General features: G+C 75.4%; 20 protein-coding genes. 14 read left to right on the top strand and 6 right to left on the bottom strand.

The window, feature by feature from the left end; translation table 11 throughout:
• Positions 1-49: 49 nt before the first annotated feature.
• A complete protein-coding gene (locus ACGFI2_RS21410; RefSeq protein ID WP_393519869.1) occupies positions 50-811 on the top strand; it encodes a hypothetical protein in 762 nt (253 codons plus the stop codon).
• Positions 812-1,191: 380 nt separating this feature from the next.
• Here the strand turns inward: ACGFI2_RS21410 and ACGFI2_RS21405 are convergent, their stop codons facing one another.
• Complete coding sequence (locus ACGFI2_RS21405; RefSeq protein ID WP_393519739.1) at positions 1,192-1,683, bottom strand: DUF3093 domain-containing protein; 492 nt, start codon at positions 1,681-1,683, stop codon at positions 1,192-1,194.
• Between the two features lie 85 nt (positions 1,684-1,768).
• On the opposite strand from ACGFI2_RS21405, the gene dut reads away from it, so the two are divergent.
• The 4 genes from dut to ACGFI2_RS21385 all read left to right on the top strand — a co-directional run bounded on the left by dut (position 1,769) and on the right by ACGFI2_RS21385 (position 4,167).
• Positions 1,769-2,266, top strand: coding sequence for a dUTP diphosphatase (dut, locus tag ACGFI2_RS21400; RefSeq protein WP_393519736.1), 498 nt, complete (start codon positions 1,769-1,771; stop codon positions 2,264-2,266).
• A gap of 25 nt (positions 2,267-2,291) precedes the next feature.
• On the top strand, positions 2,292-2,936 hold the full coding sequence (locus tag ACGFI2_RS21395) for a DUF3710 domain-containing protein (protein ID WP_393519733.1): 645 nt from the start codon (positions 2,292-2,294) through the stop codon (positions 2,934-2,936).
• A gap of 170 nt (positions 2,937-3,106) precedes the next feature.
• Positions 3,107-3,487, top strand: a complete 381-nt coding sequence (locus tag ACGFI2_RS21390; protein WP_393519730.1) for an OB-fold nucleic acid binding domain-containing protein — start codon at positions 3,107-3,109, stop codon at positions 3,485-3,487.
• Positions 3,484-4,167 (top strand): DUF3159 domain-containing protein, encoded by a 684-nt coding sequence (locus ACGFI2_RS21385; RefSeq protein ID WP_393519727.1) that lies wholly within the window; start codon positions 3,484-3,486, stop codon positions 4,165-4,167. Before ACGFI2_RS21390 ends, ACGFI2_RS21385 begins: the two co-directional genes overlap by 4 nt.
• Before the next feature lie 12 nt (positions 4,168-4,179).
• Here ACGFI2_RS21385 and ACGFI2_RS21380 read toward each other — a convergent pair whose 3' ends face one another.
• Positions 4,180-4,869, bottom strand: coding sequence for a potassium channel family protein (locus ACGFI2_RS21380; RefSeq protein WP_393519724.1), 690 nt, complete (start codon positions 4,867-4,869; stop codon positions 4,180-4,182).
• A gap of 3 nt (positions 4,870-4,872) precedes the next feature.
• Positions 4,873-5,538: a TrkA family potassium uptake protein gene (locus ACGFI2_RS21375; protein WP_269693111.1), complete on the bottom strand. Its 666-nt coding sequence runs from the start codon at positions 5,536-5,538 to the stop codon at positions 4,873-4,875.
• Positions 5,539-5,695: 157 nt separating this feature from the next.
• On the opposite strand from ACGFI2_RS21375, the gene ACGFI2_RS21370 reads away from it, so the two are divergent.
• The 5 genes from ACGFI2_RS21370 (at position 5,696) to ACGFI2_RS21350 (ending at position 12,839) form a co-directional block, all read left to right on the top strand.
• Entirely contained in the window at positions 5,696-7,744 is a 2,049-nt protein-coding gene (locus ACGFI2_RS21370; RefSeq protein ID WP_393519720.1) for an APC family permease, read from the top strand.
• Positions 7,741-8,979: a class I SAM-dependent RNA methyltransferase gene (locus ACGFI2_RS21365; protein ID WP_393519717.1), complete on the top strand. Its 1,239-nt coding sequence runs from the start codon at positions 7,741-7,743 to the stop codon at positions 8,977-8,979. The genes ACGFI2_RS21370 and ACGFI2_RS21365 overlap by 4 nt, the downstream gene beginning before the upstream one ends.
• 27 nt (positions 8,980-9,006) lie before the next feature.
• The gene (locus tag ACGFI2_RS21360; RefSeq protein WP_393519714.1) at positions 9,007-10,185 is read left to right on the top strand and encodes an anhydro-N-acetylmuramic acid kinase; all 1,179 of its coding nucleotides are present in this window, start codon (positions 9,007-9,009) and stop codon (positions 10,183-10,185) included.
• Positions 10,186-10,233: 48 nt separating this feature from the next.
• Positions 10,234-12,180: a 1-deoxy-D-xylulose-5-phosphate synthase gene (gene dxs, locus ACGFI2_RS21355; protein ID WP_393519711.1), complete on the top strand. Its 1,947-nt coding sequence runs from the start codon at positions 10,234-10,236 to the stop codon at positions 12,178-12,180.
• A 434-nt stretch (positions 12,181-12,614) separates the two neighbouring features.
• Positions 12,615-12,839: a GNAT family N-acetyltransferase gene (locus ACGFI2_RS21350; protein WP_393519866.1), complete on the top strand. Its 225-nt coding sequence runs from the start codon at positions 12,615-12,617 to the stop codon at positions 12,837-12,839.
• Between the two features lie 109 nt (positions 12,840-12,948).
• Here the strand turns inward: ACGFI2_RS21350 and ACGFI2_RS21345 are convergent, their stop codons facing one another.
• Positions 12,949-14,142, bottom strand: a complete 1,194-nt coding sequence (locus tag ACGFI2_RS21345) for a hypothetical protein (RefSeq protein ID WP_393519708.1) — start codon at positions 14,140-14,142, stop codon at positions 12,949-12,951.
• A gap of 156 nt (positions 14,143-14,298) precedes the next feature.
• Between ACGFI2_RS21345 and ACGFI2_RS21340 the strand changes: the two genes are divergently transcribed.
• Together ACGFI2_RS21340 and ACGFI2_RS21335 are read left to right on the top strand one after the other, a co-directional pair.
• The gene (locus tag ACGFI2_RS21340; protein WP_393519705.1) at positions 14,299-16,218 is read left to right on the top strand and encodes a hypothetical protein; all 1,920 of its coding nucleotides are present in this window, start codon (positions 14,299-14,301) and stop codon (positions 16,216-16,218) included.
• A complete protein-coding gene (locus tag ACGFI2_RS21335; protein ID WP_393519702.1) occupies positions 16,176-17,990 on the top strand; it encodes a hypothetical protein in 1,815 nt (604 codons plus the stop codon). Before ACGFI2_RS21340 ends, ACGFI2_RS21335 begins: the two co-directional genes overlap by 43 nt.
• Before the next feature lie 14 nt (positions 17,991-18,004).
• On the opposite strand, the gene ACGFI2_RS21330 is transcribed toward ACGFI2_RS21335, so the two are convergent.
• Positions 18,005-19,900, bottom strand: coding sequence for a hypothetical protein (locus ACGFI2_RS21330; RefSeq protein WP_393519699.1), 1,896 nt, complete (start codon positions 19,898-19,900; stop codon positions 18,005-18,007).
• A 79-nt stretch (positions 19,901-19,979) separates the two neighbouring features.
• Here ACGFI2_RS21330 and ACGFI2_RS21325 point away from each other — a divergent pair, with 79 nt between their 5' ends.
• Both ACGFI2_RS21325 and ACGFI2_RS21320 read left to right on the top strand, forming a co-directional pair.
• The gene (locus tag ACGFI2_RS21325; protein ID WP_393519696.1) at positions 19,980-21,230 is read left to right on the top strand and encodes a PQQ-binding-like beta-propeller repeat protein; all 1,251 of its coding nucleotides are present in this window, start codon (positions 19,980-19,982) and stop codon (positions 21,228-21,230) included.
• On the top strand, positions 21,227-22,528 hold the full coding sequence (locus ACGFI2_RS21320; RefSeq protein WP_393519693.1) for a PQQ-binding-like beta-propeller repeat protein: 1,302 nt from the start codon (positions 21,227-21,229) through the stop codon (positions 22,526-22,528). Before ACGFI2_RS21325 ends, ACGFI2_RS21320 begins: the two co-directional genes overlap by 4 nt.
• Here the strand turns inward: ACGFI2_RS21320 and ACGFI2_RS21315 are convergent, their stop codons facing one another.
• Positions 22,529-23,785, bottom strand: a complete 1,257-nt coding sequence (locus ACGFI2_RS21315) for a peptidase C39 family protein (RefSeq protein WP_393519690.1) — start codon at positions 23,783-23,785, stop codon at positions 22,529-22,531.
• Positions 23,786-23,822: the final 37 nt, after the last annotated feature.

The following is a 23,822-nucleotide window of genomic DNA, read 5'->3' as shown; positions in this document are numbered from 1 at the left end:
CGGCGCGAACCTGGGCCAGGACCGGTCCGGCGCGGACGCTGGTCGCGACCTGGCCGGCACGGACGCCGGGGCCGGCGATGAGCTGGGCGCCACGGTCGCCGCGCTGACCGCCGACGACATCGCGCCGGCCCGCCGCCGGCAACTGCTGGTACGGCTGGTCGGCCAGGCCCGTGCCCGCGGCCTCACCGACCTGTTCAAGCCCAGGGCGGCGCTGCGCTGGATGACGGACACCGTCGCCGACGTCGCGCCGCACGTGCCGGTCCGCGATCTGGCCACGCTGCGGCGGCACTTCCCCGGTCTGGACGACGACGCGCTCGCCGACCGGCTGGTCCGCAACGCGTCCCGGGCCACCGCCGGGATCGGCGCGGCCGGCGGCGGGGTCGCCGCGGTCGAGTGGGCGGTGACGCCCACCCTGCTGTCCGCGCCGGTCCTGCTGGCCGCCGAGACGGTAGCCGTGGTGGCGATCGAGCTGAAGCTGATCGGGGAGCTGCACGAACTCCACCGGATGCCGCTGCCCACCGGTGGGACCGCGCGCACGGTGGCGCTGGTGCAGTCCTGGGCCGGCCAGCGGGGGATCAACCCGATGATGCCCGGCGTCGGGGTGAGCGCCGTGCTGGGCACCGCCGCCCGCCGGGAACTGCGGGACAGCCTGCTGCGCCGCTTCGGCCGCAACCTCACCACGCTCGGGCCGTTCCTGACCGGCGCCGCCGTGGCCGGCTACCTCAACCGCCGGGCCACCCGGGTGTTGGGCGAGCAGCTCCGCAAGGACCTCCGGCACGTCGCCCGCGGCCTGCCCGGCAAGCCGACCTGACGTCGGCACCGGCCGTTCACCGCGCCGCCCGTCGCGCCGGCACGCTAGGCCGTTCACCGCACCGCCCGTCGGGCCGGCTGTGCTGCCGCCAGATCGGGGAGGTGGCGGTATCCGTCGGGCGTTGAAGCCGCCACTTCGCCGTAACGGAGTCGATCATCGGCCGGGCCGGGCCAGACCCGGGCGGGGCTGGGCCAGACGGGCCCGCCAGACCGGGCCATGCCAGACCAGGCCATGCCGGGCCACGCCAGACCGGGCCATGCCAGACCGGGCCATCCCGGGTCGGGTCACGCCGGTCCACGGCAGGGCCGGGCCAGACCGGGCCACGCCGGTCCACAGGCGGGCCGGGGCGCGTGGTGGTGGGTGCTGGGTGGACGGGCGGGTCAGGCGGCGTCGCGGGCGGCCAGCAGGGCGGCCGCCAGCTCCACCGGGTGCCGGGTGCTGACCACCCAGAACGGGGTGGGGTCGGCCGGGTCGTCCAGCACCACCTGGACCGCGCCGCCGATCCACGGGCGCTGCACCACGAAGGCGAGCGGGTCGGCGCCGACGCCGAGCACCTCGCGCCGGCCGGCCGCGTCCAGCGGCACCGCGTCCGCGACGTGGCGCACCGGCAGGCGGGCGTCGTCGACCAGCAACTCGCCGTCGCGTACGGCCAGCCGGATCCGGCCCAGCCAGGCCAGGGCGGCCACCGTGGCGGGGATCAGCAGCACGAACGGCAGCCAGGCCCGGAAGCCGGTCGCGCCCAGCCACAGCTCGGCGGCGAGCAGCCCGGCCACGGCCAGCCCTGCGGGCCAGGCCCACCAGGGCAGCCCCAGACGCTCCGCGTAGGGCGCGGGGGTGGCCGTCGGGGCGGCCGGAGATGACGACTGACGCACACTGCGAGGGTACGGCGCGCGACCGGCCGGCCAACCGGCAGGATGGCAGGGTCACCCCGCGAGGACCGGACGGAAGAGGATGACCGTGACAGATGTCGTGCCCGTGCCCGTACGGCAGCTCGACCCGGAGCTGCCGCTGCCGGCGTACGCCCATCCCGGCGACGCCGGCGCGGACCTGGTGGCCGCCGCGGACGTGGAGCTGCCGCCCGGCGGCCGCGCCCTGGTGCCCACCGGCGTGGCGGTGGCGCTGCCCGAGGGGTACGTCGGGCTGGTCCACCCCCGATCGGGGCTGGCGGCCAGGCTCGGCGTGACGGTGCTGAATGCGCCCGGTACGGTCGACGCCGGCTACCGGGGTGAGATCCTGGTCAACCTGATCAACCATGATCGGGACATGGCGGCGAAGATCAGCCGGGGTGACCGGATCGCGCAGCTCGTCGTCCAGCGGGTCGCCCGGGTCGAGTTCCGGCCGGTGGCCGAGCTGCCCGGGTCGCGGCGCGGCGCCGGCGGCCACGGGTCCACCGGCGGGCACGCCGGGCTGGTTCCGGCTCCGGCCGGCGGGCAGAACGAAGAGGTGGCAGGGTGAGTGCGAACAGCGGAGGGTGGACGCAGTGATCTTCTCCCGGAAGCGGGCCGACGAGGCGCGACAGGCGCGTGACAACGACGCGCTGGCCGCCGAGGAAACCTCGACGGCGCCGGCCCGCGGCCCGTACGACGTCAGCGAGGCGCCCGACGAGCCCCGGCTCGACCTGGGCAGCCTCCAGATCCCGGCGGTGCCGGACGTGGAGGTGCGGGTGCAGGCCGACCCGCAGGGTGTGATCCAGCAGGTGGTGCTGGTGCACGGGCAGAACGCGCTGCAGCTCGGTGTCTTCGCCGCGCCCCGTTCGGACGGCATCTGGAGCGAGGTGCGCGAGGAGATCCGCACCTCGCTGGCGAACGACGGCGCCACCGCCGAGGAGGTCGAGGGCGAGCGCGGCCCCGAGCTGCGCGCCCGGGTGCGCACCCCGGAGGGCGTGACCGACCTGCGCTTCGTCGGCATCGACGGGCCGCGCTGGATGGTGCGCGGCGTGTTCCAGGGCCGGGCCGCCACCGACCCGGCCGCCGCCGGCCCGCTCGCGGCCTGCCTGGACGGCCTGGTGGTGGACCGTGGCCAGGAGGCCAAGCCGGTGCGTGAGCCGCTGCCGCTGCGACTGCCCCGCGAGGTCGCCGAGCAGCAGGCCGCCGAGCAGCAGGCCGCCGGTTCGCAGGAGGTCTGAGTCACGTGCCGGGCCCGGTTCCGTCGGCCCACGAGCCGACGGAACCGGGCCCGCGGCGTGTCCGCCCCGGGTGGCCCGGCGGTGCCGCCGGCGGGCCGGAGCGGCGTACGCTGGCGGGACGGTTCCGCCACCCGCGGAGCCCCGCCGGTGGAGAGGGTGACGCGGAGGTCATGAAGACCGACCAGGGCCGGGTGTCGCTGCGGCGGATCCTGCAACGGCTCACCGCGAGCGAGGCCGAGATCGAGGCGCAGGAGCTGCGCCGGGAGAGCGCCGAGTCCGGCGGCACCCCGACCCACCAGTGCAACCGGGGCCAGGTCGTCTCGGTGGCCGGGCGGCTGCGCACCGTGGTCTACACGCCGCGCACCAACCTGCCCACGCTGGAGGCGGACCTCTACGACGGCAACGACGTGGTCACCCTGGTCTGGCTGGGCCGGCGGCACATCGCCGGGATCGAGCCGGGCCGGCATCTCACCGCCCGCGGCCGGGTGGCGGTGCGGGACGACCGCAAGGTGATCTACAACCCGTACTACGAGCTGGAGCCGCCGAAGTGACGACCGGACAGCAGCACACCCCGTCGGGCCTCGACCCGCAGGACGAGGAGCGGCTGCCCAGCATCGCCGAGCAGATGGCCGACCAGCTCGGCGGTTGGCGCGGCCTGGTCGAGTCGAGCATCCCGGTGGTGGTCTTCGTGATCGCCAACGTGGTGGGCGAGCTGCGGCCCGCGGTGATCGCCTCCATCGCGGTGGCGCTGCTGATCGCCGCGCTGCGGCTGGTCCAGCGCAAGCCGGTGCGGCACGCGGTCAACGGGCTGTTCGGCGTCGGCGTCGGCGCGGCCATCGCCTGGCGCACGGGCAACGAGCGCGACTTCTACCTGCCCGGCATCCTCTACGGCATCGGCTACGGCCTGGCGCTGCTGCTCTCGGCCGTGATCCGGCAGCCGCTGGTCGGCTGGATCTGGTCGGTGCTGGTCGCCAAGGGCCGCTCCGAGTGGCGCGACGACCCCCGGTTGGTGCGCACGTTCACCCAGCTCACCGTGCTCTGGGGCGTGGTGTGGCTGGCCAAGGTCGGCGTGCAGGCCGGGCTCTACCTGGCCCACCAGGACACCGCGCTCGGCGTGGCCCGGCTGGCCCTGGGCTACCCGCCGTACGCGCTGCTGCTGCTGATCACGGTCTGGGTGGTGCGCCGGGTGACCCGGGAGGGCGCCACCGCCACCCCGCTGCCGGGGGCCTGACCCCGGCCGGCCTCAGGTGCGCTCGCGCTGCCGTCCGCCGCTCTCCGGGCCGAGGATCACCGCGCGCACCTCGTCCTCCACCTCGGCCGTGCAGACGAACACCAGCTCGTCGCCGGCCTCGATCGGGTCGTCCGGGGTGGGCACCAGCACCCGCTTGCCACGCAGGATCGCCACCAGTGCCGCGTCCCGGGGGATCGGCACCGTGTGGATCGGCTGCCCGACGTAGGGCGCGGTCGGCGGCAGGGTGATCTCGACCAGGTTGGCCTCGCCCTGCCGGAACGTCATCAGCCGGACCAGGTCGCCGACGGTTACCGCCTCCTCGACCAGCGCCGCCATCACCCGCGGCTTGCTGACCGCGACGTCCACGCCCCACTGCTCGGTGAAGAGCCACTCGTTCTCCGCCCGGTTGACCCGGGCCACCACCCGGGGCACCGCGAACTCGGTCTTGGCCAGCAGCGAGACCACCAGGTTGACCTTGTCGTCGCCGGTGGCCGCGACCACCACGTCGCAGCCTGCCACGTCGGCCTCCTCGAGGCTGGCCAGCTCGCAGGCGTCGGCCAGCACCCAGTCGGCGGTCGGCACCCGGTCGGGCCGCAGCATCTTGGGCTGACGCTCGATCAGCATCACCTGATGGCCGTTGTCGATCAGCTCCTGGGCGATCGAGCGGCCCACGTTGCCGGCGCCGGCGATGGCGATCCGCATGGCTCAGTGCCCCCCTTCCGGCGGCGCCGCCGCCACCGAGGTGACCGAGGCGGCGATGTCGTCGGTCACCAGCATGAAGACCTGGTCGCCCTCCTGCACCACGGTGGAGGCGGTGGGCAGGGTGCCGATCCCGAACCGGGTGAGGTAGGCGACCCGGGCGCCGGCGGACTCCTCGAGCTGCCGCAGCGGGCGGCCGATCCAGTCCTTGTGCACCGGCACCTCGACGATCGACACGGTGCTGGTCAGGTCCCGGAAGATCTCCACGTTCCCCTCGGGGACCAGATGGCGCAGCATCCGGTCGGCGGTCCACCGGACGGTCGCCACGGTCGGGATGCCGAGGCGCTCGTAGACCTGCGCCCGTCGCTGGTCGTAGATCCGGGCCGCGACCCGGGACACGCCGAACGTCTCGCGGGCCAGCCGGGCGGAGATGATGTTGGAGTTGTCGCCGCTGGAGACCGCGGCGAACGCGTCGGCCCGCTCGATGCCGGCCTCGCGCAGCACCTCGCCGTCGAAGCCCGCGCCGGTGACCGTGATGCCCGCGAAGTCGGGCCCGAGCCGGCGGAACGCGTCCGCGTCCTGGTCGATCACCGCCACCGAGTGCCCCCGGGACTCCAGGCTGTGGGCCAGGGTCGACCCGACCCGGCCGCAGCCCATGATCACGACATGCACGGTGTCCGCTCCTCCCACGGTGCCGCCCGCCGACCCGTCCTCTGCGAGCCTGCCACGTCCCCGCCCCCGACGGGGCACCGACCGTACCGTGCGTGCGCGCGCGACAGTGATCAGCCACCCCGGCGTCCCGCGCCGGGTGGCCGTACGCTTGTCGGTTGTGGCCAGCCCCACCTCGCTGCTGAAGCGACTCCTCCTCGGTCGACCGTTCCGGTCCGACCGTCTCCAGCACACCCTGCTGCCGAAGCGCATCGCCCTGCCGGTCTTCGCCTCCGACGCGCTCTCGTCGGTGGCGTACGCCCCGGACGAGATCCTGCTGACGCTCTCCATCGCCGGCGCCTCGGCGTTCCTCTTCTCGCCGTGGATCGCCCTCGCCGTCGTCGTGGTGATGCTGACCGTGGTGGCGAGCTACCGACAGAACGTGCACGCCTACCCCTCCGGCGGCGGCGACTACGAGGTGGCGACCGTCAACCTGGGTCCGCGGGCCGGCCTCGCGGTGGCCAGCGCGCTGCTTGTCGACTACGTGCTCACCGTGGCGGTGTCGGTCTCCTCCGGGGTGGCGAACCTCGGCTCGGTGGTGCCGTTCGTGGCCACCCACAAGGTGCTCGTCGCGGTCAGCGCGGTGGTCCTGCTCACCGCGATCAACCTGCGCGGCCTGCGCGAGTCGGGCACCGCGTTCGCCATCCCCACCTACGGCTTCGTCATCGTCATCGTCGGCATGCTGCTGACCGGGTTCGTGCGGATCTTCGTGCTCGGTGAGGACCTGCGCGCGCCCAGCGCCGGGCTGGAGATCCACGCCGAGCACAGCGTGACCGGGTTCGCGCTGGTCTTCCTGCTGCTGCGCACGTTCTCCTCGGGTTGCGCCGCGCTCACCGGCGTCGAGGCGATCTCCAACGGCGTACCCGCGTTCAAGACGCCGAAGTCGAAGAACGCGGCGACCACGCTGCTGCTGCTCGGCGGCATCGCGGTCGCCATGCTTGTCGGCATCATCGCGCTGGCCCGCCGGACCGGCCTGCAGTTCGTCGAGAGCCCGAGCCAGATCGTCTCCGGCCCGGACGGATACGTGCAGAAGACGGTCACCGCGCAGCTCGGCGAGACCGTGTTCGGCAGCGGCTCGGTGCTGCTCTACGTGGTGGCCGGGATGACCGCGCTGATCCTGTTCCTGGCCGCGAACACCGCGTTCAACGGCTTCCCGGTGCTCGGCTCGATCCTGGCGCAGGACCGCTACCTGCCCCGCCAGCTGCACACCCGGGGCGACCGGCTGGCGTTCTCCAACGGCATCGTCTTCCTCGCCGTCTCCGCGGTGGTGCTGATCGTCGGCTTCCAGGCCGAGGTGACCCGGCTGATCCAGCTCTACATCGTCGGCGTGTTCGTCTCGTTCACGCTCTCCCAGGCCGGCATGATCCGGCACTGGAACCGCCACCTGCGCAACGAGCGGGACCTCCAGGCGCGGCGGCGGATGGTGCGCTCCCGGGCGATCAACGGGTTCGGCATGGTCATGACCGGCGTGGTGCTGATCATCGTGCTGGCCACCAAGTTCCTGCTCGGCGCCTGGATCGCGATCGTCGCCATGGCGGTGATGTACGTGGTCATGCTCGGCATCCGCCGCCACTACGACCGGATCGCCGCCGAGCTGGAGCCGACCGAGCAGCGGGCCGTGCTGCCCGCCCGCAACCACGCCATCGTGCTGGTCAGCAAGCTGCACAAGCCCACCCTGCGGGCGGTCGCCTACGCCCGGGCCACCCGGCCGGACACGCTCACCGCGGTGACCGTCAACGTGGACGAGAAGGACACCCGGGACCTGCAGGCCGACTGGGAGCGGCGCGAGCTGCCGGTGCCGCTGACCGTGATCGACTCCCCGTACCGGGAGATCACCCGGCCGATCCTCAACTTCGTCGCCTCGGTCCGCCGCGAGTCACCCCGCGACGTGGTCACCGTCTTCATCCCGGAGTACGTGGTGGGCCGCTGGTGGGAGAACCTGCTGCACAACCAGAGCGCGTTGCGGCTCAAGGGCCGGCTGCTCTTCGAGCCGGGCGTGATGGTGACAAGCGTGCCCTGGCAGCTCGCGTCCACCGCCAGCAAGAACCTGGACCGCCTCGACGCCATGCTCAGCCGGGGTCCGGCCCGCGGCCCCCGGGTGGCGCCGCAGAGCACCCTGCCGCCGCCGGTCAGCACCACGCCGTCGGGCGAGTCGGAGGGGCGGCCATGACCGCGGATCCGCGCCCCGGGCTGGAGGAGGCCGAGCGGGTCGAGCTGACCGTCGACGCGGTCGCCCCGGGCGGGCACTGCGTGGCCCGGGTCGGCGGCCAGGTGGTCTTCGTCCGGCACGCGCTACCAGGCGAGCGGGTGCTGGCCGAGGTGACCGAGCTGCACCGGGGTTTCGCCCGCGCCGACGCGGTGGAGGTCCGCACCGCCTCGCCGGACCGGGTCACCCCGCCCTGCCCGTACGCCCGGCCGGGCGCGTGCGGCGGCTGCGACCTCCAGCACGTCGCCCCGGCCGCCCAGCTCGACTGGAAGGCCGCCGTGGTGCGCGAGCAGCTCACCCGGCTGGGTGGGCTCACCGACGCCGAGGTGGACGCGCTCGGGGTCCGGGTCGAGGCGCTGCCCGGCGGGTCGCTGGGCTGGCGCTCCCGGGTCCGCTACGCGGTCGACGCCGCCGGCCGCGCCGGGCTGCTCAAGCACCGCTCGCACGAGGTGGTGCCGATCGACCGCTGCCTGATCGCCCACCCGGCGATCCAGGAGCTGCCGGTGCTCCCGGTCACCGGGGCCCGCTGGCCGGACGCCGACGCGGTGGAGACGGTCGCCAGCAGCGGCGGGGACGTCGCCGTGGTCGCGTACGCCGACGGGGTGGCCACCGCCGTGCGCGGGCCGGAGCGGGTCCGGGAGACGGCGGCCGGGCGGTCGTTCACGCTGCCCGCGTCCGGTTTCTGGCAGGTGCACCCGGCCGCGGCGGACGCGCTGGTCGGCGCCGTGGTCGACCTGCTCGACCCGCGGCCCGGCGAGACGGCGTGGGACCTGTACGGCGGGGCCGGGCTGTTCGCCGCCGCGCTCGCCGGCCGGGTCGGCGGGGCCCGGGTGACCGTGGTCGAGTCGGCCCCGGACGGGGTGGCCGCGGCCCGGACCAACCTGGCCGACCTGTCCGCCGTCGAGGTGGTCGCGGCCCGGGTGGAGGCCGCGCTGTCCCGCCGCCGGATCACCGGCCCGGTCGACCTGGTGGTGCTCGACCCGCCGCGCTCGGGCGCGGGCGCGGCGGTGGTGCGCGGCGTGGTGGCCGCCGGCCCGCGCGCGGTGGCGTACGTGGCGTGTGACCCGGCGGCGTTCGCCCGGGACGTGCGCACCTTCGCCGAGGCGGGCTGGCGGCTGACCGAGTTGCGCGGGTTCGACCTGTTCCCGATGACCCAGCACGTCGAGCTGGTCGGCCTGTTCCTGCCCCCGGCGCGTTAAGCGGGGGCCCTTCCTCTACCGGATCCGTTGAAAGGGGGCCCTTCCTTGCGCATCGTCGGGTTGATGTCGGGGACGTCGTACGACGGGGTGGACGTGGCGGCCGGCGAGTTCACCCTCGACGGGGACACGCTGCGGCTGCGGCCGCTCGGGCACCGTGAGCTGGCCTACCCGGACGACCTGCGGGAGCGGATCGAGGCGCTGCTGCCGCCCGCGGCCACCACGATCGAGGCGGTCTGCCGGCTGGACAACCGGCTCGGCGAGGTGTTCGCCGAGGCGGCGGCCGTCGGCGTCGAGCTGGCCGGCGGCGCGGCCGACGCGGTCGTGTCGCACGGGCAGACCGTCTTCCACTGGGTCGAGGGCGGCCGGGTGCGCGGCACGCTCCAGCTCGGCGCGCCGGCCCGGGTGGCCGCGCGGGTGGGCGTACCGGTGCTGCATGACCTGCGCTCGGCGGACGTGGCGGCCGGCGGGCAGGGCGCGCCGCTGGTCCCGGCGTTCGACGCGCTGCTGCTCGACCCGGAGGCCGGGGTGCGGGCGGCGCTGAACCTCGGCGGCATCGCGAACCTCACCGTGGTCGCGCCCCGGGCGCCGGTCCTCGGGTACGACGTGGGCCCGGCCAACGCGCTGCTGGACGCCGCCGCCCGGCGGTTCCTGGGTCGGCCGTGCGACGTCGACGGGGCGCGGGCCGCGGCCGGCCGGGTGCACGGGGCGCTGCTGGCCCGGCTGCTCGCCGAGCCCTACTACGCCGCGCCGCCGCCGAAGTCCACCGGTAAGGAGTTGTTCCACGGCGGCTACCTGGACGCCGCGCTGGCCGGCCTGGGCGAGCCGGTGGCCGCCGACGACGTGCTGGCCACGCTCACCGAGCTGACCGCCCGTACGGTCGCCGACGCCTGCGACCGGCACCGGGTCACCGAGGTGGTGGCCGCCGGCGGGGGAGTGCGTAATCCCACACTTCGGGCACGGCTGGCCGCGCTCGGGGCGGGCCGCTGGCGGCTGCGCGTCACCGACGAGCTGGGCGTGCCCGCGCAGGCCAAGGAGGCGTACGCGTTCGCGCTGCTGGGCTGGCTGAGCTGGCACGGGCTGCCCGGCGCGGTGCCGTCGGTGACCGGCGCGTCCCGGGCCGCCGTGCTCGGGTCCTGGACGCCGTCCGGCCCGCCGTTCGGTGCGTCCCGACCGGCGCCGCCGCGCCGGCTGGTGGTGGCCTCCTGAGCCACGGCTCGGCTGCGGACTGTGGCGCGGCCGATAGACTCTCCGGTCATGAGTGTTGAAGAGGGCACGGCCAACCACGGTCGGCTGCTGGGCGCCGTCCGTGGACCGCAGGACGTCAAGCGGATGACCGCCGAACAGCTGGACATCCTCGGCGCCGAGATCCGTGACTTCCTGATCGCCAAGGTCTCCCGCACCGGCGGGCACATCGGCCCCAACCTGGGCGTCGTCGAGCTGACGCTGGCCATGCACCGGGTGTTCGACTCCCCGCGCGACCGACTTCTCTTCGACACCGGCCACCAGTCGTACGTACACAAGATCCTCACCGGCCGGCAGGAGGGCTTCGACAAGCTCCGCCAGCGCGGTGGCCTCTCCGGCTACCCCAGCCAGGCGGAGAGCGAGCACGACCTGATCGAGAACTCGCACGCCTCCACCGCCCTGTCCTACGCCGACGGCCTGGCCAAGGCGTACGCGCTGCGCGGCGAGAAGCGGTCCGTGGTGGCCGTGGTCGGCGACGGCGCGCTCACCGGCGGCATGTGCTGGGAGGCGTTGAACAACATCGCCACCGCCGGCAACCCGCTGATCATCGTGGTCAACGACAACGGCCGGTCCTACTCGCCGACCATCGGCGGCCTCGCCGACCACCTGTCGTCGCTGCGGCTCAACCCCGGCTACGAGAAGGTGCTCGACACCGTCAAGGACGCGCTGGGCAACACGCCGTTCGTCGGCAAGCCGATGTACGAGGTGCTGCACGCGGTCAAGAAGGGCATCAAGGACGCGGTCGCCCCGCAGGCCATGTTCGAGGACCTCGGCATCAAGTACGTCGGCCCGGTCGACGGCCACGACGTGCCCGCGGTCGAGGCGGCGCTGCGCGCGGCGAAGAACTTCGGCGGCCCGGTGATCGTGCACGCGGTCACCCGCAAGGGCTACGGCTACCGTCCCGCCGAGGACGACGAGGCGGACTGCCTGCACGGCCCCGGCGGCGCCTTCGACGTGGAGACCGGCCAGTTGGTCGCCGCGCCGTCGGTGAAGTGGACCCACGTCTTCGCCAACGAGCTGGTGACCATCGCCGACGAGCGCCCCGACGTGGTCGGCATCACCGCCGCCATGGCCGAGCCCACCGGCATCGCGGCGCTGGCCCGCAAGTATCCGGAGCGGGTCTACGACGTGGGCATCGCCGAGCAGCACGCGGCCACCTCCGCCGCCGGCCTGGCCATGGGCGGCCTGCACCCGGTGGTCGCGGTCTACGCCACGTTCCTCAACCGCGCCTTCGACCAGGTCCTGCTGGACGTGGCGATGCACAAGCTGCCGGTCACGTTCGTGCTGGACCGGGCCGGCATCACCGGGCCGGACGGGCCCAGCCACTACGGCATCTGGGACATGTCGGTCTTCGGCGTGGTGCCCGGCCTGCGGATCGCCGCGCCCCGCGACTCGGTCACGCTGCGCGAGGAGCTGCGCGAGGCGATCGCCGTCGACGACGGCCCGACCATCCTGCGCTTCCCGACCGGCACGGTCGCCGCCGACCTCCCGGCCGTACGCCGGGTCGGCCCGGTCGACGTGCTGGCCGAGTCGGCGCGTACCGACGTGCTCCTGGTCGCGGTCGGCTCGTTCGCCGGCCTCGGCATGGAGGTCGCGACCCGGGTCGCCGAGCAGGGCTACGGGGTGACCGTGGTCGACCCGCGCTGGGTCCGCCCGGTCCCGGCCGAACTGGTCGAGCTGGCCGCCGCGCACCGCCTCGTGGTCACCGTCGAGGACGGCGTCCGGGTCGGCGGTGTGGGCTCCGCGCTGGCCCAGGCGATGCGGGACGTCGACGTCCGCGTACCGGTGCGGGACCTCGGCGTACCGGCCGACTGGCACCCGCACGGCACCCGCGCGCAGATCCTGTCCGACCTGGGGCTGACCGCGCAGGACGTGGCCCGCGACGTCACCGGTTGGCTCTCCGGCCTGGACGCCGCCCCGGTCGACCCGGCCACCGACGGGGCCGCCGCGCAGAACTGATCCCGGTTACGGTGCTCGGGCGGTCCCGCTTCGGCGGGGCCGCCCGAACGCTGTTCCGGGTCATCAGCTGCGGGGTGCCGCCAGTTCGCCGGAGTGGCGGCATCGAGGTGGCCGGGATGCCGCCACCTCGGCGAGGTGGAGTGGATCATGGGAGGGGTGCGCCGTGGACGTGCGTGAGGCCACGCCGGCCGACCTGGATGACATCGTCGACCTGCACACCCGGGCCCGGATCGCCTACTACGGCGCGGGCGGGCTGCCGGCCGAGGAGATCGTGAGTCCGGAGCTGGCCCGGGAGCAGCGGGACGGCTGGACGGCGGCCATCGGCGCGCCGCACAAGCACGTGCGGTGCGCCGTCGTGGACGGTCGCCTGGTGGGCCTGCTGGCCATGGGGCCGCCGCACTCGCCGGAGGCGAACGCCGCCCCAGCTCTACCAGATCCACGTCGCCCCGGACTGGTGGGGCCGAGGCGTCGGCAGCACGCTGCACGGCCATTTCCTGCGCCACCTGGAGACCGAGCGCCTGGCCGTGGGCGTCCTGGAGGTGTGGGAGCGCAACGCCCGAGCCCGCGCCTTCTACACCCGCCACGGCTGGCACCCCGACGGCACCACCCGACCGGGCCCCGCGAACACCCCCTACCTGGGCATGCGCCTGCCCCTCTAACCCCACCCCGTCGGCCCGCAGTCGTCGATCATGAAGTTATGCCCACGTTATGCGGCATTTGCCGCCGCTAACTTCATGATCAACGCGCGTGGCCCGGAGGGGGAGGGGGTCAGCGGGGGGAGGAGAGGGAGCGGTACCAGGTCTTCTCGGTGCCGGCCAGGCTGAACGTCTGCTTGCCGTCGGTCTGCTCGACCACCACGAGGCCCGGGCGGTCGACCAGGCGGGTGGTGCCGGGCGGGGCGGCGAACGAGGCGTCCCGGGTCCGCCAGGTCAGCACCGCGAGCGGCTGCCCGGGCAACGGCAGGTGGTACGCCTGCAGCGTGGTGGAGCGGTCGGCGGGGGAGACCACCGGGGCGCCGCCACCGGCCGGGCGGTAGAGCACCGCGGTCATCGTCCCGCTCGGGGTTTCCCAGGTGAGCTGCTCCAGGTCGCCCGGCTCCCCGCCGCCGAGGGCCACCGAGCCCAGCGACCGGGTCGCGATCTTCGCCATCGGCCAGGACTCGGGCGCGGAGCGCGGCGCCTCGCGGTCGCCGATGCGCCGTGGCGCGCTGCCGAACGGACCCCGCTCACCGGCCAGGACGCAGGTGTCCAGCCCGGTCAGGGCGCGCTTGCCGGCGCCGGTCTCGTCGCGTACCAGCGGATAGCGGGGGGCCGCGGTCGCCGTACCCAGGTCGAGGACGCGGTCGGCGGCCCGGCCGCGCGGCAGCGACGGCGTGGGCCGCAGCGTCGCGGTCAGTTCGACCGCCTGACAGGCCGGCACGGCGACCGGCTCGGTGACGCCGTCGGCGCCGGTCACCGTCCTGCCGTCCGGGCCGACCAGCCGTTCCACCCGGGCGGAGGTGAGGTAGCGGCGGCCGGTGGGCTGCCGCACCGGCAGCACGTCGGAGTAGACCAGGTAGCCGGGCTCGGTGTACTCGGTGGCGTGGGCCACCCGCCACCGCTGCCCGTCCCGGTCCAGTTGCAGCAGCCAGGAGGTGGAATCCCCGGGCACGTCGGCGGCGACCAGCGCCAGCGGGGCGCCGGCCACCTGGCCGGAGAAGAGGATGCCGGAGGAGGGCAGGTGCGCGCGGTCGTCCACCGGCGAGCGCCAGTCCCGCACCGCGGCGGTGATCGCGGCGGTCGCGGCGGTGTCGCGGGCCAGGTTGCCGCGCGGCGGCCAGACCGCGAGCGTGCCGTCCAGGCTGTCGTAGCCGACCCGCAGATCGGCCGGCTGCCGTTCGGCGACCGGCCCACAACCGACTGTGACCAGGAGCAACGCGGCCAGCGCGCTGCCCGTCACAGCGCCTCGGCGGGCTGAAACCACCCTGAACCCCTCGCCGGTCGTCGGTCGGAAGCCCACATGGTACGAGACGGCCGGGCGCCCGGCCGCGCCCGGCTCACCTATCCGGCCGGCCCATCGTCGCGGAACGTGATGCGCGATTCGGGTATCAATATCCGGCTCCGGTAGACTCCGCCGACTGTGACGCCTGCCGAGACCCGCGGCGCCTCGACGCCGGCCGCCGACGCCCCGACGGGCTCCCGATCCGTCACCCTCGATCCACCGCCGGTCACCCGCCGTGAACCCCCGGCCGAACCGCGCGAGCCGGCGGTCCCCACCACCGAGCCCGTCGCGCCGGCCGCGCGCCGCCGGTGGCGCTGGCGGTGGACCCGCCGACGCATCGACCTCGTCGTGTACACCGGCTTCCTGCTCGCCGCCGTCTGGGTGACCAGCGGCATCTGGGCCGACCCGGCCGGCCGGGTGGCCGCGCTCTACAGCAGCGACCCGGCGCAGGTGCAGTTCTTCCTCGCCCACTCGGTGCGGGTGGTGCTGCACGGCGAGTTCCCGTTCTTCACCGAGCAGTTCAACTATCCCGACGGCGTCAACCTGATGGCGAACACCGCCATCCTGGCGCTCGGCATCCCGATGGTGCCGGTGACCCTCCTGTTCGGACCGGCGGTCTCCTTCGTCGCGTTGGTCACGATCGGCCTGGCCGGCACCGCCGCGGCCTGGTACCGGGTGCTCTCCCGGCACCTGGTCCGGCACCGGCCGGCCGCCGCGGTCGGCGCCTGGTTCTGCGGGTTCTCCCCGGCGATGCTGTCGCACGCCAACTGGCACCCGAACATCATCAGCCAGTTCCTGCTGCCGTTCATCGTCTGGCGGGTGCTGGTGCTGACCCGCTCCACCCGGCCGGTCCGCGACGGCGCGCTGCTCGCCCTGCTGGTCGTCGTGCAGGCGTTCATCAACGAGGAGATCCTGCTCTTCACCGCGCTGGCCCTGGGCGTGTTCCTGCTCGCCGTGCTGGTGCAGCAGCGCGACCGGTGGGCCGCCGCCTGGCGACCGCTCGGCGCCGGGCTGGCGGTCTGCGCGGTGCTGGCCGGCGCGCTGCTGGCGTACCCGCTCTGGGTGCAGTTCGCCGGGCCGATGGCCTACCACGGGCTCAGCGACGCGGTGCGCGACTACGGCAACGACATCGCCGCGTTCTTCGCCCCCGGCTCGCCCACCTTCGGCGGCAACGAGCGGGCCAACGTCAACCTCGCCCCCAACTACTCCGAGGAGAACGCCTTCTTCGGCTGGAGCCTGTCGCTGCTGAGCGTGGGCATCGTCATCTGGCTGCGCCGGGACGTGATGGTCCGGGCGCTCGCCGCGACCGGGTTGTTCTTCGCGGTGCTCTCCCTCGGTGAGCGGATCTCCTGGTGGGACCGGGACCTCGCCGCCGGCCCGTGGGAGCTGCTGGTACGGCTGCCGCTGCTGGACGCCGTGGTGCCGACCCGGTTCGGCCTGATCACCGGCGTGACCGTCGCGGTGCTGCTGGCGTACGCGGTGCGCAGCGCCTGGGTGCTGCGCGGCGTGGAGCGGCGCACCGCGCGGACGCTCACCGCCGCCGGCCTGGTCTTCGCGCTGCTGCCGATCGCGCCGATGCCGTTGCGGGTCACCACCCGCCCGCCGGTGCCGGAGTTCATCACCGCCGACCGGTGGCGGCAGTACGTCGGCCCGGACCAGACGCTGGTTTCCGTGCCGGTGCCGGCGATGGGCAACACCGACCCGATGCGCTGGGCCGCCAGCACCGACCTCGACTTCAAGATCCCCGGCGGCTACTTCCTCGCCCCGCGCAACGGTGTCACCGGCGACCCGGGCCGCTTCGGCGGCCGGCGCAGCGGCATCGGCGAGATGCTGGCCGACGTGGCGTCCACCGGTCGTACGCCGAAGCTCGACGACCGGCAGCGCCGCCGCTTCCTGGACGAGCTGCGGCACTGGAACGCGGCCGTGGTGGTGCTGCCGCTGGACGAGCAGAACGCCGAGCCGCTGCGCCGCACCGTGGAGCAGCTGGTCGGGCCCGCCCGGCAGGAGCTGGACGTGTGGGTGTGGGACGTCCGGACACTGACCGACCGGTCCGCCTGACGACGGCGGACGCGGCCGGCCCGATCAGCGCGGCCCGCCCCGACCCCGAGCCCCGGCACCGACACCGACCGGTCGACGCGCTGGTGGCGGCCGGCTACCTCGCGCTGGCCGTGCTGCTCACCGCCGACCAGTGGCGCCGGCCAGAGCGGCTGTTCCACCAGGCCGGCGACCAGATGCTGTTCGAGTGGATGCTGGCCCGGGCCGCCCGCGCGGTCACCGGCGGCGAGAACCCGCTGCACAGCGCCGCGCTGAACGCGCCGCACGGGGTGAACCTGATGGCCAACACCTCGGTGCTCGGGCTGGGCGTGCCGCTCACCCCGGTCACCGTGGCGTTCGGCTCCCAGGCGGCCTTCCTGGTCGCCGTGGCGCTCAGCCTCGCCGGCACCGCCACCGCCTGGTACGCGCTGCTCGCCCGCCGGCTGGTCCGCTCCCGGGCCGCCGCCGCGGTCGGCGGGCTCTGCTGCGGCTTCGCCCCCGGGATGGTGGCGCAGGCCGGGGCGCACCTGCACATGGCCGCCCAGTTCCTGGTCCCGGTGATCCTCGCGCTGGTGTTCCGGCCGGCCACCGACCGGGTACGCCGCGACGGCGTGCTGCTCGGGCTGGCGGTCGCGTACCAGGTGTTCCTCGGCGAGGAGGTGCTGGTGTTCCTGGCCCTGGCCGCCGGCGTGCTGGCCGGGGCGTACGCGCTGGCCGACCGGGCCGCCGCGCGCCGGCTGGCGCCCGTGGTGGCGCGCCGGCTGGGCCTCGGCGCGGTGGTGGCCGGCGTGCTGCTGGCGTACCCGCTGTGGTTCCAGTTCTTCGGGCCGGGCCACTACACCGGGATGCCGTTCCACACCCGCGGCTACCGGCTGGACCTGGCCTCGTTCACCGCCGCCGCCCGGCAGACCGTGGCCGGGGACGGTCACCGGGCCGGGCTGCTCTCGCCGAACCCGACCGAGCAGAACTCGTTCTTCGGGCCGTTCCTGCCGTTGCTGGTGCTGCTCGTGGTGGTGCGGCTGTGGCGCCGGCCGCTGGTGCGCGCGCTGGCCGCGTGCGGGCTGCTGTTCGGGTCCCTCTCGCTCGGCGCCACGGTGGTGGTGAACCGGCACGACACCGGGCTGCCCGGCCCCTACCGGCTGCTCGCCGGCGTGCCGCTGCTCGACCTGGTGGTGCCGGCGCGGTTCGCGCTGGTCTGCGTACCGGTGGCGGGGGTGCTGCTGGCGCTGGCCCTGGACCGGGTCCGGCGCGGCGCACTCCGCGCCTGGGCGCCGTGGGCCGGCGCGGTCGTCGCCGCGCTGCTGCCGCTCACCCCGACCCCGATCCGCACCGTGCCGGTCACGCCGGTGCCGGCCGTGGTGGCCGGCGGCGGCTGGCGGGCGTACGTCCCGCCGGGCCGGACGCTGGTGCCGGTGCCGCCGGTCACCGGCGCGGCGACGAGCCCGGCGATGTTCTGGTCGGCGCGCAGCGGGCTGGCCTTCGACGCGCCGGGCGGCTATTTCATCGGGCCGCGCTCGGCCACCGACCCGGCCGCCCGGTGGGGCGCGCCGGACCGGCCCACCTCGCTGCTGCTGCGCCGGGCCGCGGAGACCGGTCAGGTGCCGCCGGTCGGTGAGGCGGAGCGCCGGCAGGCGGTGGCGGACCTGCGGCACTGGCGGGCGGCGGCGCTGGTGCAGGCCGACTCGTCCCCGGCCGACCCGGTGCGGGCCACGGTGGACGCCCTGGTCGGCCCCGGCCGGGACGTCGCCGGCGGGCACCTGTGGGACGTCCGCCCCCTTCTCTACCGGAGACGTTAACAAGGGGCCCCGCCCTACACGCGGTCCCGCACGTCCCAGAGCCAGACGTCGTCGACGCGCTGCGCGGGGCCCAGCAGCGCGGTCATCAGGTCGCGCAGCACCGCCTCGCGCGGGTTCGCGCCGAGCACCACCACCGACGCCCGCCAGAACCGCAGGTCCTCGATCGCCTGCCGGCGGTTCTCCGGGGTGATCTCGGGAACCTCGTTGGCGTCCATGGTGGAGTAGATCAGCGTGCTGGTCGGGCGGTTCGGCGCGCCGAAGACACCCTCGCCGGTGGCGTTGGGGCCGATGAAGTAGCCGGCCGGGATCGGGAACTCCTGCGCGGTCAGGGCGCTCCAGCGAAGCGTCGGCAGCCCGTGCACGTTGCTCGGGATCGGCACCGGCACCAGCGTCCGGCCGGCCGGCACGTAGGGCCGCCAGCCGCCGGCGGTGACGAAGTGCGGCGGCGGGTCGATCTGCTGCGCCGGCAGCGGGCGCGGGAACAGCGGCAGCAGGGCGGCCACGATCGCGGCGTACCCGACCAGGCGCACCGCCCGCCGCCGGCCCGTCGCGGTCCTGTCCGCGTCGGTCGGGTCGGTCGCGTCGGTCGGGTCGGCGTCGTGGTCGCCGGAGCGGGGCGCGGGCACCGTCGGACGGCCGGCGCGGGCCAGCGTGTCCCACGCCAGCGCCAGCAGCACGCCGACCGCGGCGACCACCACCAGGCTCAACCGGGTCGGCATCATCATCTCGACCAGCGGCAGGTCGTCCGGCACGTACGCCCACGGCCCGGCCACGTCCGTCTCCACGCCGTCGAAGCGCACCACCGGCCCGATCGAGGCGAAGGTGAACAGGACCACCAGCACGGCCAGGATCCGGGCCGGCACCGAGCGGCGGACCAGCAGCACGAGCGCGGCCAGCGCGACCAGCACCAGCGGCCAGCCGAACCAGGTGTTCTGCTCGGTCAGCCCGATGGTCTTCTCCACCGCCTCGTCCCCGGCGACGGTGTCCCGGGCGAAGGTGACGAAGGCCATCAGGTCCTCGCCCCAGTTGTGGAAGACCCCGCCCTGCAACCCCCGGTAGGACTGCGGGCCGTTGAACTGGAACCAGATCGGGTACGCGGTGAGCAGCAACGCCACCCCGCCGCCGACCCCCATCGCGGCCAGGAACGTCCCGGCCCGCTCCCGCGCCGCGCGCGGTCGCTGCACCACGTACGCCACCACGACGACCAGGCAGGCCAACGCGGTGAGCAGCAGCATCTCCTCGTTGACGAAGACCTGGTACGCCACCAGCAGCCCGAGCGCCAGGCCGTTGCGCCGCCACCGGCCCGGCTCGCCGAGGCGCAGCACCCGGGAGACGATCAGCGGGAGCAGGAAGTTCGACACGAAGTTCGGCTGCCCGTTGGCGTGGTGCACGATGCCCGGCGCGAAACCGAGGAACGCGCCCCCGACGAACGCCGCCGCCCGGGAGCGGACCAGGTGCCGGGAGAGCGCCCAGTAGGACGTGGCGGCGGTCGCCGACAACGCCGCGCCCAGGTAGAGCGCGTACATCACCTGCGGGCCGAGCAGCATGGTCAGCGGCGCCAGCGGCAGGGTCACCCCGAGCAGCGAGGTGTTCGCCATCATGTTCACCCCGTCCGGCGCGTTCTGCCGGGCGGTGAACAGCGGGTTCTCCAGGTGCCGCACCGAGTACGCGCCGTGCGCGAACAGCCACTCGAACCAACTGTGGTCGGTCGGCAGGTGCGACGACACCCGGTGCTGCACGTCGCCCCAGTAGTTGAGGCAGACGAGAACGCCGAGCAACGCATAGGCTCCGATGGCCAGCACGTCGGCGCGAGCCGGTCGGCGACGGGGCCGGCGTGGCGGATCCGCCACGACGGCGTCCACCTCGACGGACGATGAGTTCAGAGGGGGATCCACCACCGGCACGGCCACGACGGGCCATCGTACAGGCGGTCCGGCCTCGGTCCGGTCGCGGCCGGGTGGCGGTACGGCGTCGCGGGAAGGGGAGGTCGTGACCGTCATCGATCTGGGCGAGCTGCGCGACGACCCCCCGTCGCCCGGGGCGCCGGACCGGCCGCCGCGCGCCGTGGGCCGGCCGTTCCGCGGCGCGGTGGTGCTGCTGGTGGCGCTCGTCACGCTCGCCGCCGCGGCGCCGCCGGACCGCCCGGCGCCGCGGCGCATCCCCGGCGGCACCGGCGCCTCCGCTTTCCTCTCCGGCGACCGGATGTACGTGGCGCGGCGGGCCGACCGGGAGCCGGGCCGGGAGGTCGTCGCGTACCGCGAGGGCAGCCGGCGGTGGCGGACCGGCGTGCCCATGGCGGGCGACATCGTCGCGTTGTGGGAGCAGGGCGGGCGGGTGCTGGTCGCGGGCCGCACCGGGGCCGGCGCCGGCGACAGCGGGTGGGAGACGGCGGCGTTCGACGCCGGCACCGGCGCGCTGCGGTGGCGGCAGGCCGGCGTCGCGTCCCCGGCCGGCGACGCGCTGCTGCTGCAACCGGAGGGTGAACTGCCGCTGCGCCGGGTGGCGGTGGCCGACGGGCGGACGCTCTGGACCGCGCCGGCGAACCACCACGTGCAGTTCAGCTTCGGGCCGTCCGGAGTGGACCGGATCGTGCTGGTGCCGGGATCCGGTGAGACCGTGGTCCTGGACGCCGCGTCCGGTGCCCGGCTGGTCGCCCGTGACCTGCATCCGGGAGAGTTGCCCGGCGTGCGCGGCCTGCAGAGCGCCGGCGGGCTGCTGCTGGAGACCCGGGGTGCCGGCGCGACCGTGCAGGCGTACGAGTTGGACACGCTCCGGCCGCGCTGGAGCGCCGAGCTGCCGCTTGTCGACTACCTGGAGTGGTGCGGGGCGCTGCTCTGCGCCGGCCGGCAGACCGGCGGGATGTGGGCGCTCGACCCCGCCACCGGCGCGATCCGCTGGACCGTCGAGCGGTGGCAGAGCGTGCTCCGGGCCGACGCCGGCCGCCTGCTGGTCGCCGCCGGCGGCACCGGCGGCGACCACCTGGCGGTGCTGGCCGCGGCGGACGGGCGGCTGGTCGCCGATCTCGGTGACTGGGGGGTGCTGCCGCAGAGCGAGATCGCCGGGCGGCTCTTCCTGACCCGGCCGCTGGGCGGCGGCCGGCAGCTCCTCGCCGAGCCGAGCCTGTCGGGCGGCCCGCCGGTGGTGCGCGACGTGCTCACCGGCACCGACTGCACGGCCGGTACGACGCTGCTGGTCTGCCGGGAGCGGGGCGGCGACTTCCTGCTGCGGCGGCTGCCGTGAGCCCGGTCATCGACCTGGGTGAGATGCGGCACGCCGAGGACGGTGACGAGGCGCTCCCCGCGCCGCCCCGGCGGCCGCCGGGCCGGGCGGCCCGCGCGGCAGCGCTCGGTTGCCTGCTGCTGCTCACGCTGGCCGGCGCGGCGGGGCCGGCCCGGCGGCCGGCGCCGGCCCGGGTGCCCGCGCCGCAGGGCGCCGTCTTCGTGGCGCTTGCCGGCCGACTGGTGGTGGCCGACGGCCCCGGCGCGGTGCACCGGGGCGGTCGGGACGTCATCGCCTACCGGCTGCCCGGTGGCGAGCCGGCGTGGCGGTTCACGTTGCCCGCCGGCGACCAGGTGCTGGGGCTGGTCGGCGCGGCCGGCGGGCTGCTGGTGACGAGCAGTCCGACCGGTGTCGGCGACACGCTCTCCACGCTGCTCGATCCGGCGACCGGCGCGGTGCGCTGGCGGCAGGCCGGCTACCCGATCCCGACCGCGTCCGGCGGGGTGCTGGTCGAGAACCCCCGCCCGGGCGGGACCGGCAGCGTGCGTGGCGTCGACCCGGCGTCCGGCGCGGTGCGCTGGTCGCTGTCGGTGCCCGCGCAGGGGGTGGCGTACCGGCGGGACACCCGGGGGGTGACGCAGCTCGTGCTGGTCGAGCCGGACGGCCGGGTCGCGGTGCACGACGCCGACTCGGGCGAGCGCGTGCGCGCCGGCCGGGTGTCGTTCGCGCCGGACGGCGTCGCCTACCGGTTCGCGCAGGTCGTCGGCGGTCTGCTGCTGGTCGACGACGGCGCCGGCGCGGTCACCGCGTACGGACTGGACCGGTTGGACCGGGTCTGGACGGTGCCGGTGGACCCGCGCGCCGGGATCTGGTTCACCGACTGCGCCGGCGTGGTCTGTCAGCGCGACCAGGTCGGCGGGGCGAAGGCCCTCGATCCCGCCACCGGTCGCCCGGCCTGGGCGGACGAGCGGTGGGTCGGGTTCGCTCCGGTCGGCGGCCGGCTGATCGCCGCGAGGTCGGGGGACGGCCCGGAGCTGGACCTGTGGGCGCTGGAACCGGCGACCGGGCGGGTGCTCTCCCGGCTCGGCCGCTGGCGGGTCACCGGCCGGGACGACGGGTCCGGCTCGCTGCCCGCGCTGCTCGGCCTGCGTCGCCTCACCGGTGACCGGACGCTTGTCGGCGCGCTGGACGTGCCGGCCGGGGAGGCGCGGATCCGGGCGGTGCTGCCGGGCTCCTGGGACGAGTGCGCGGACGCGGGCGACACGCTGGTGTGCCTGCGTCCGGCTGGCGGGCTGGCGGTCTGGCCGGTCGGCCGGTGATCACCAGTTGGCCTGCCCGGGCGCCGGGGGCAGCGGCACCGACGCCGGCCGCAGCACGTACGCGATCCCGCCGCTGCCCGCCTGCCAGGCCGCCTCGAACGGCGCGCGGGGCACGGTCCGGCGGACCCGCTCGTCGTCCGGGGCGTACGGGTCGTTGAGCACCGGGTCGCCCCCGGTGGTGAAGCCGACCAGCACGATCAGGTGTCCCCGGGTGTCGTAGTCCAGCCCGGGCACCTGCCCGCGGGTGAACGCCGCCGAGACGACAAGTGGGATGCCGGCGGCCACGAACCGTTCCGCCTCGGCCAGCGAGCGCAGCCGGGTGACGAACGCGTCCACCCCGTGCGTCGCCGCGTACGCGGTGTTGAACGGCCAGTTGCCCGCCCCGCCGTACGCGTGGTCGTAGCAGTGCCGGGCGGCGTGCACCACCAGCGGGCGGGGGCCGGGCGGGTCGACCCAGGCGTACCGGTCCGGGGTGGGGCCGGCGTGCCAGAAGTCGAGCACCATCGAGACGCAGGTGGGACTGCACCAGGAGTCGCCGCCGCCACCCCAGCGGGTTTCGCCGCCGGCGTGCAGCCGCTGCGCGTAGCGCGGCACGTCCAGCACCCGCCCCCGGGCCCCGCCGCCGTCCGGACCGCCCGCGCCGCCGCCCGGACCGTCCGCCGCTCCGTGACCGCCGTTCGCGCCGGCTGCGGCGCCGCCGGCTGCGGCGCCGACCGGGGTCGGATCGGCGGAGGCGACCACGCCGACCGTGCGCAGCACCGGGCCGGCCGGGGTGTCGGCGCGGCGGAACAGCGTCACCCGGACCTGCCAGGCGGTCACCGTCGCGCCGGTCACCTGGAGCGTGTCCGCGGCCACCCGGCCCCGCTCGTCGGACTGCCCGGGCACGGAGGAGCGGTGCACCGCGCTGTCGTCGGCCGCCCAGTGGCCCAGCGCGTACCAGTCGGTGGTGGCGGCGCCGGCGTCCCAGCCGCGCAGGTCCACCCGGAGCCAGCAGCCCGGCGGCGTGTCGGCGGTCCACGAGGGCACCAGCTCGGTGGCGGCGAAGCCGACCGGCACCACCGGGGAGGTCCAGGCACCGGCGGCGTAGTCGGCCGTGGTCCCGGAGTGCGGGTCGGTGTGCGCGAGCCGGCCGGCCGCCGCGTCCGGCGTCAGCCCGTCCGGGCCGGCCCGGAGCCCGTCGGCGCGGCCCCCGTCCCGGTCGGCCGGGAAGCGGAAACGGCGGTACGCGACGTCCCGGCCGGGGTCGACGGCGGTCATCGGGGCTCCGCTCGGCTCGGCCCGGGGCCGGACGGCC

Origin of the sequence: Micromonospora sp. NPDC049282 (genome assembly GCF_043197045.1) — a bacterium.
In the GTDB taxonomy this organism is placed as follows: domain Bacteria; phylum Actinomycetota; class Actinomycetes; order Mycobacteriales; family Micromonosporaceae; genus Micromonospora.
Note: the sequence above shows the minus strand (reverse complement) of the source record. Positions and strands in the feature narration are given on the sequence as shown.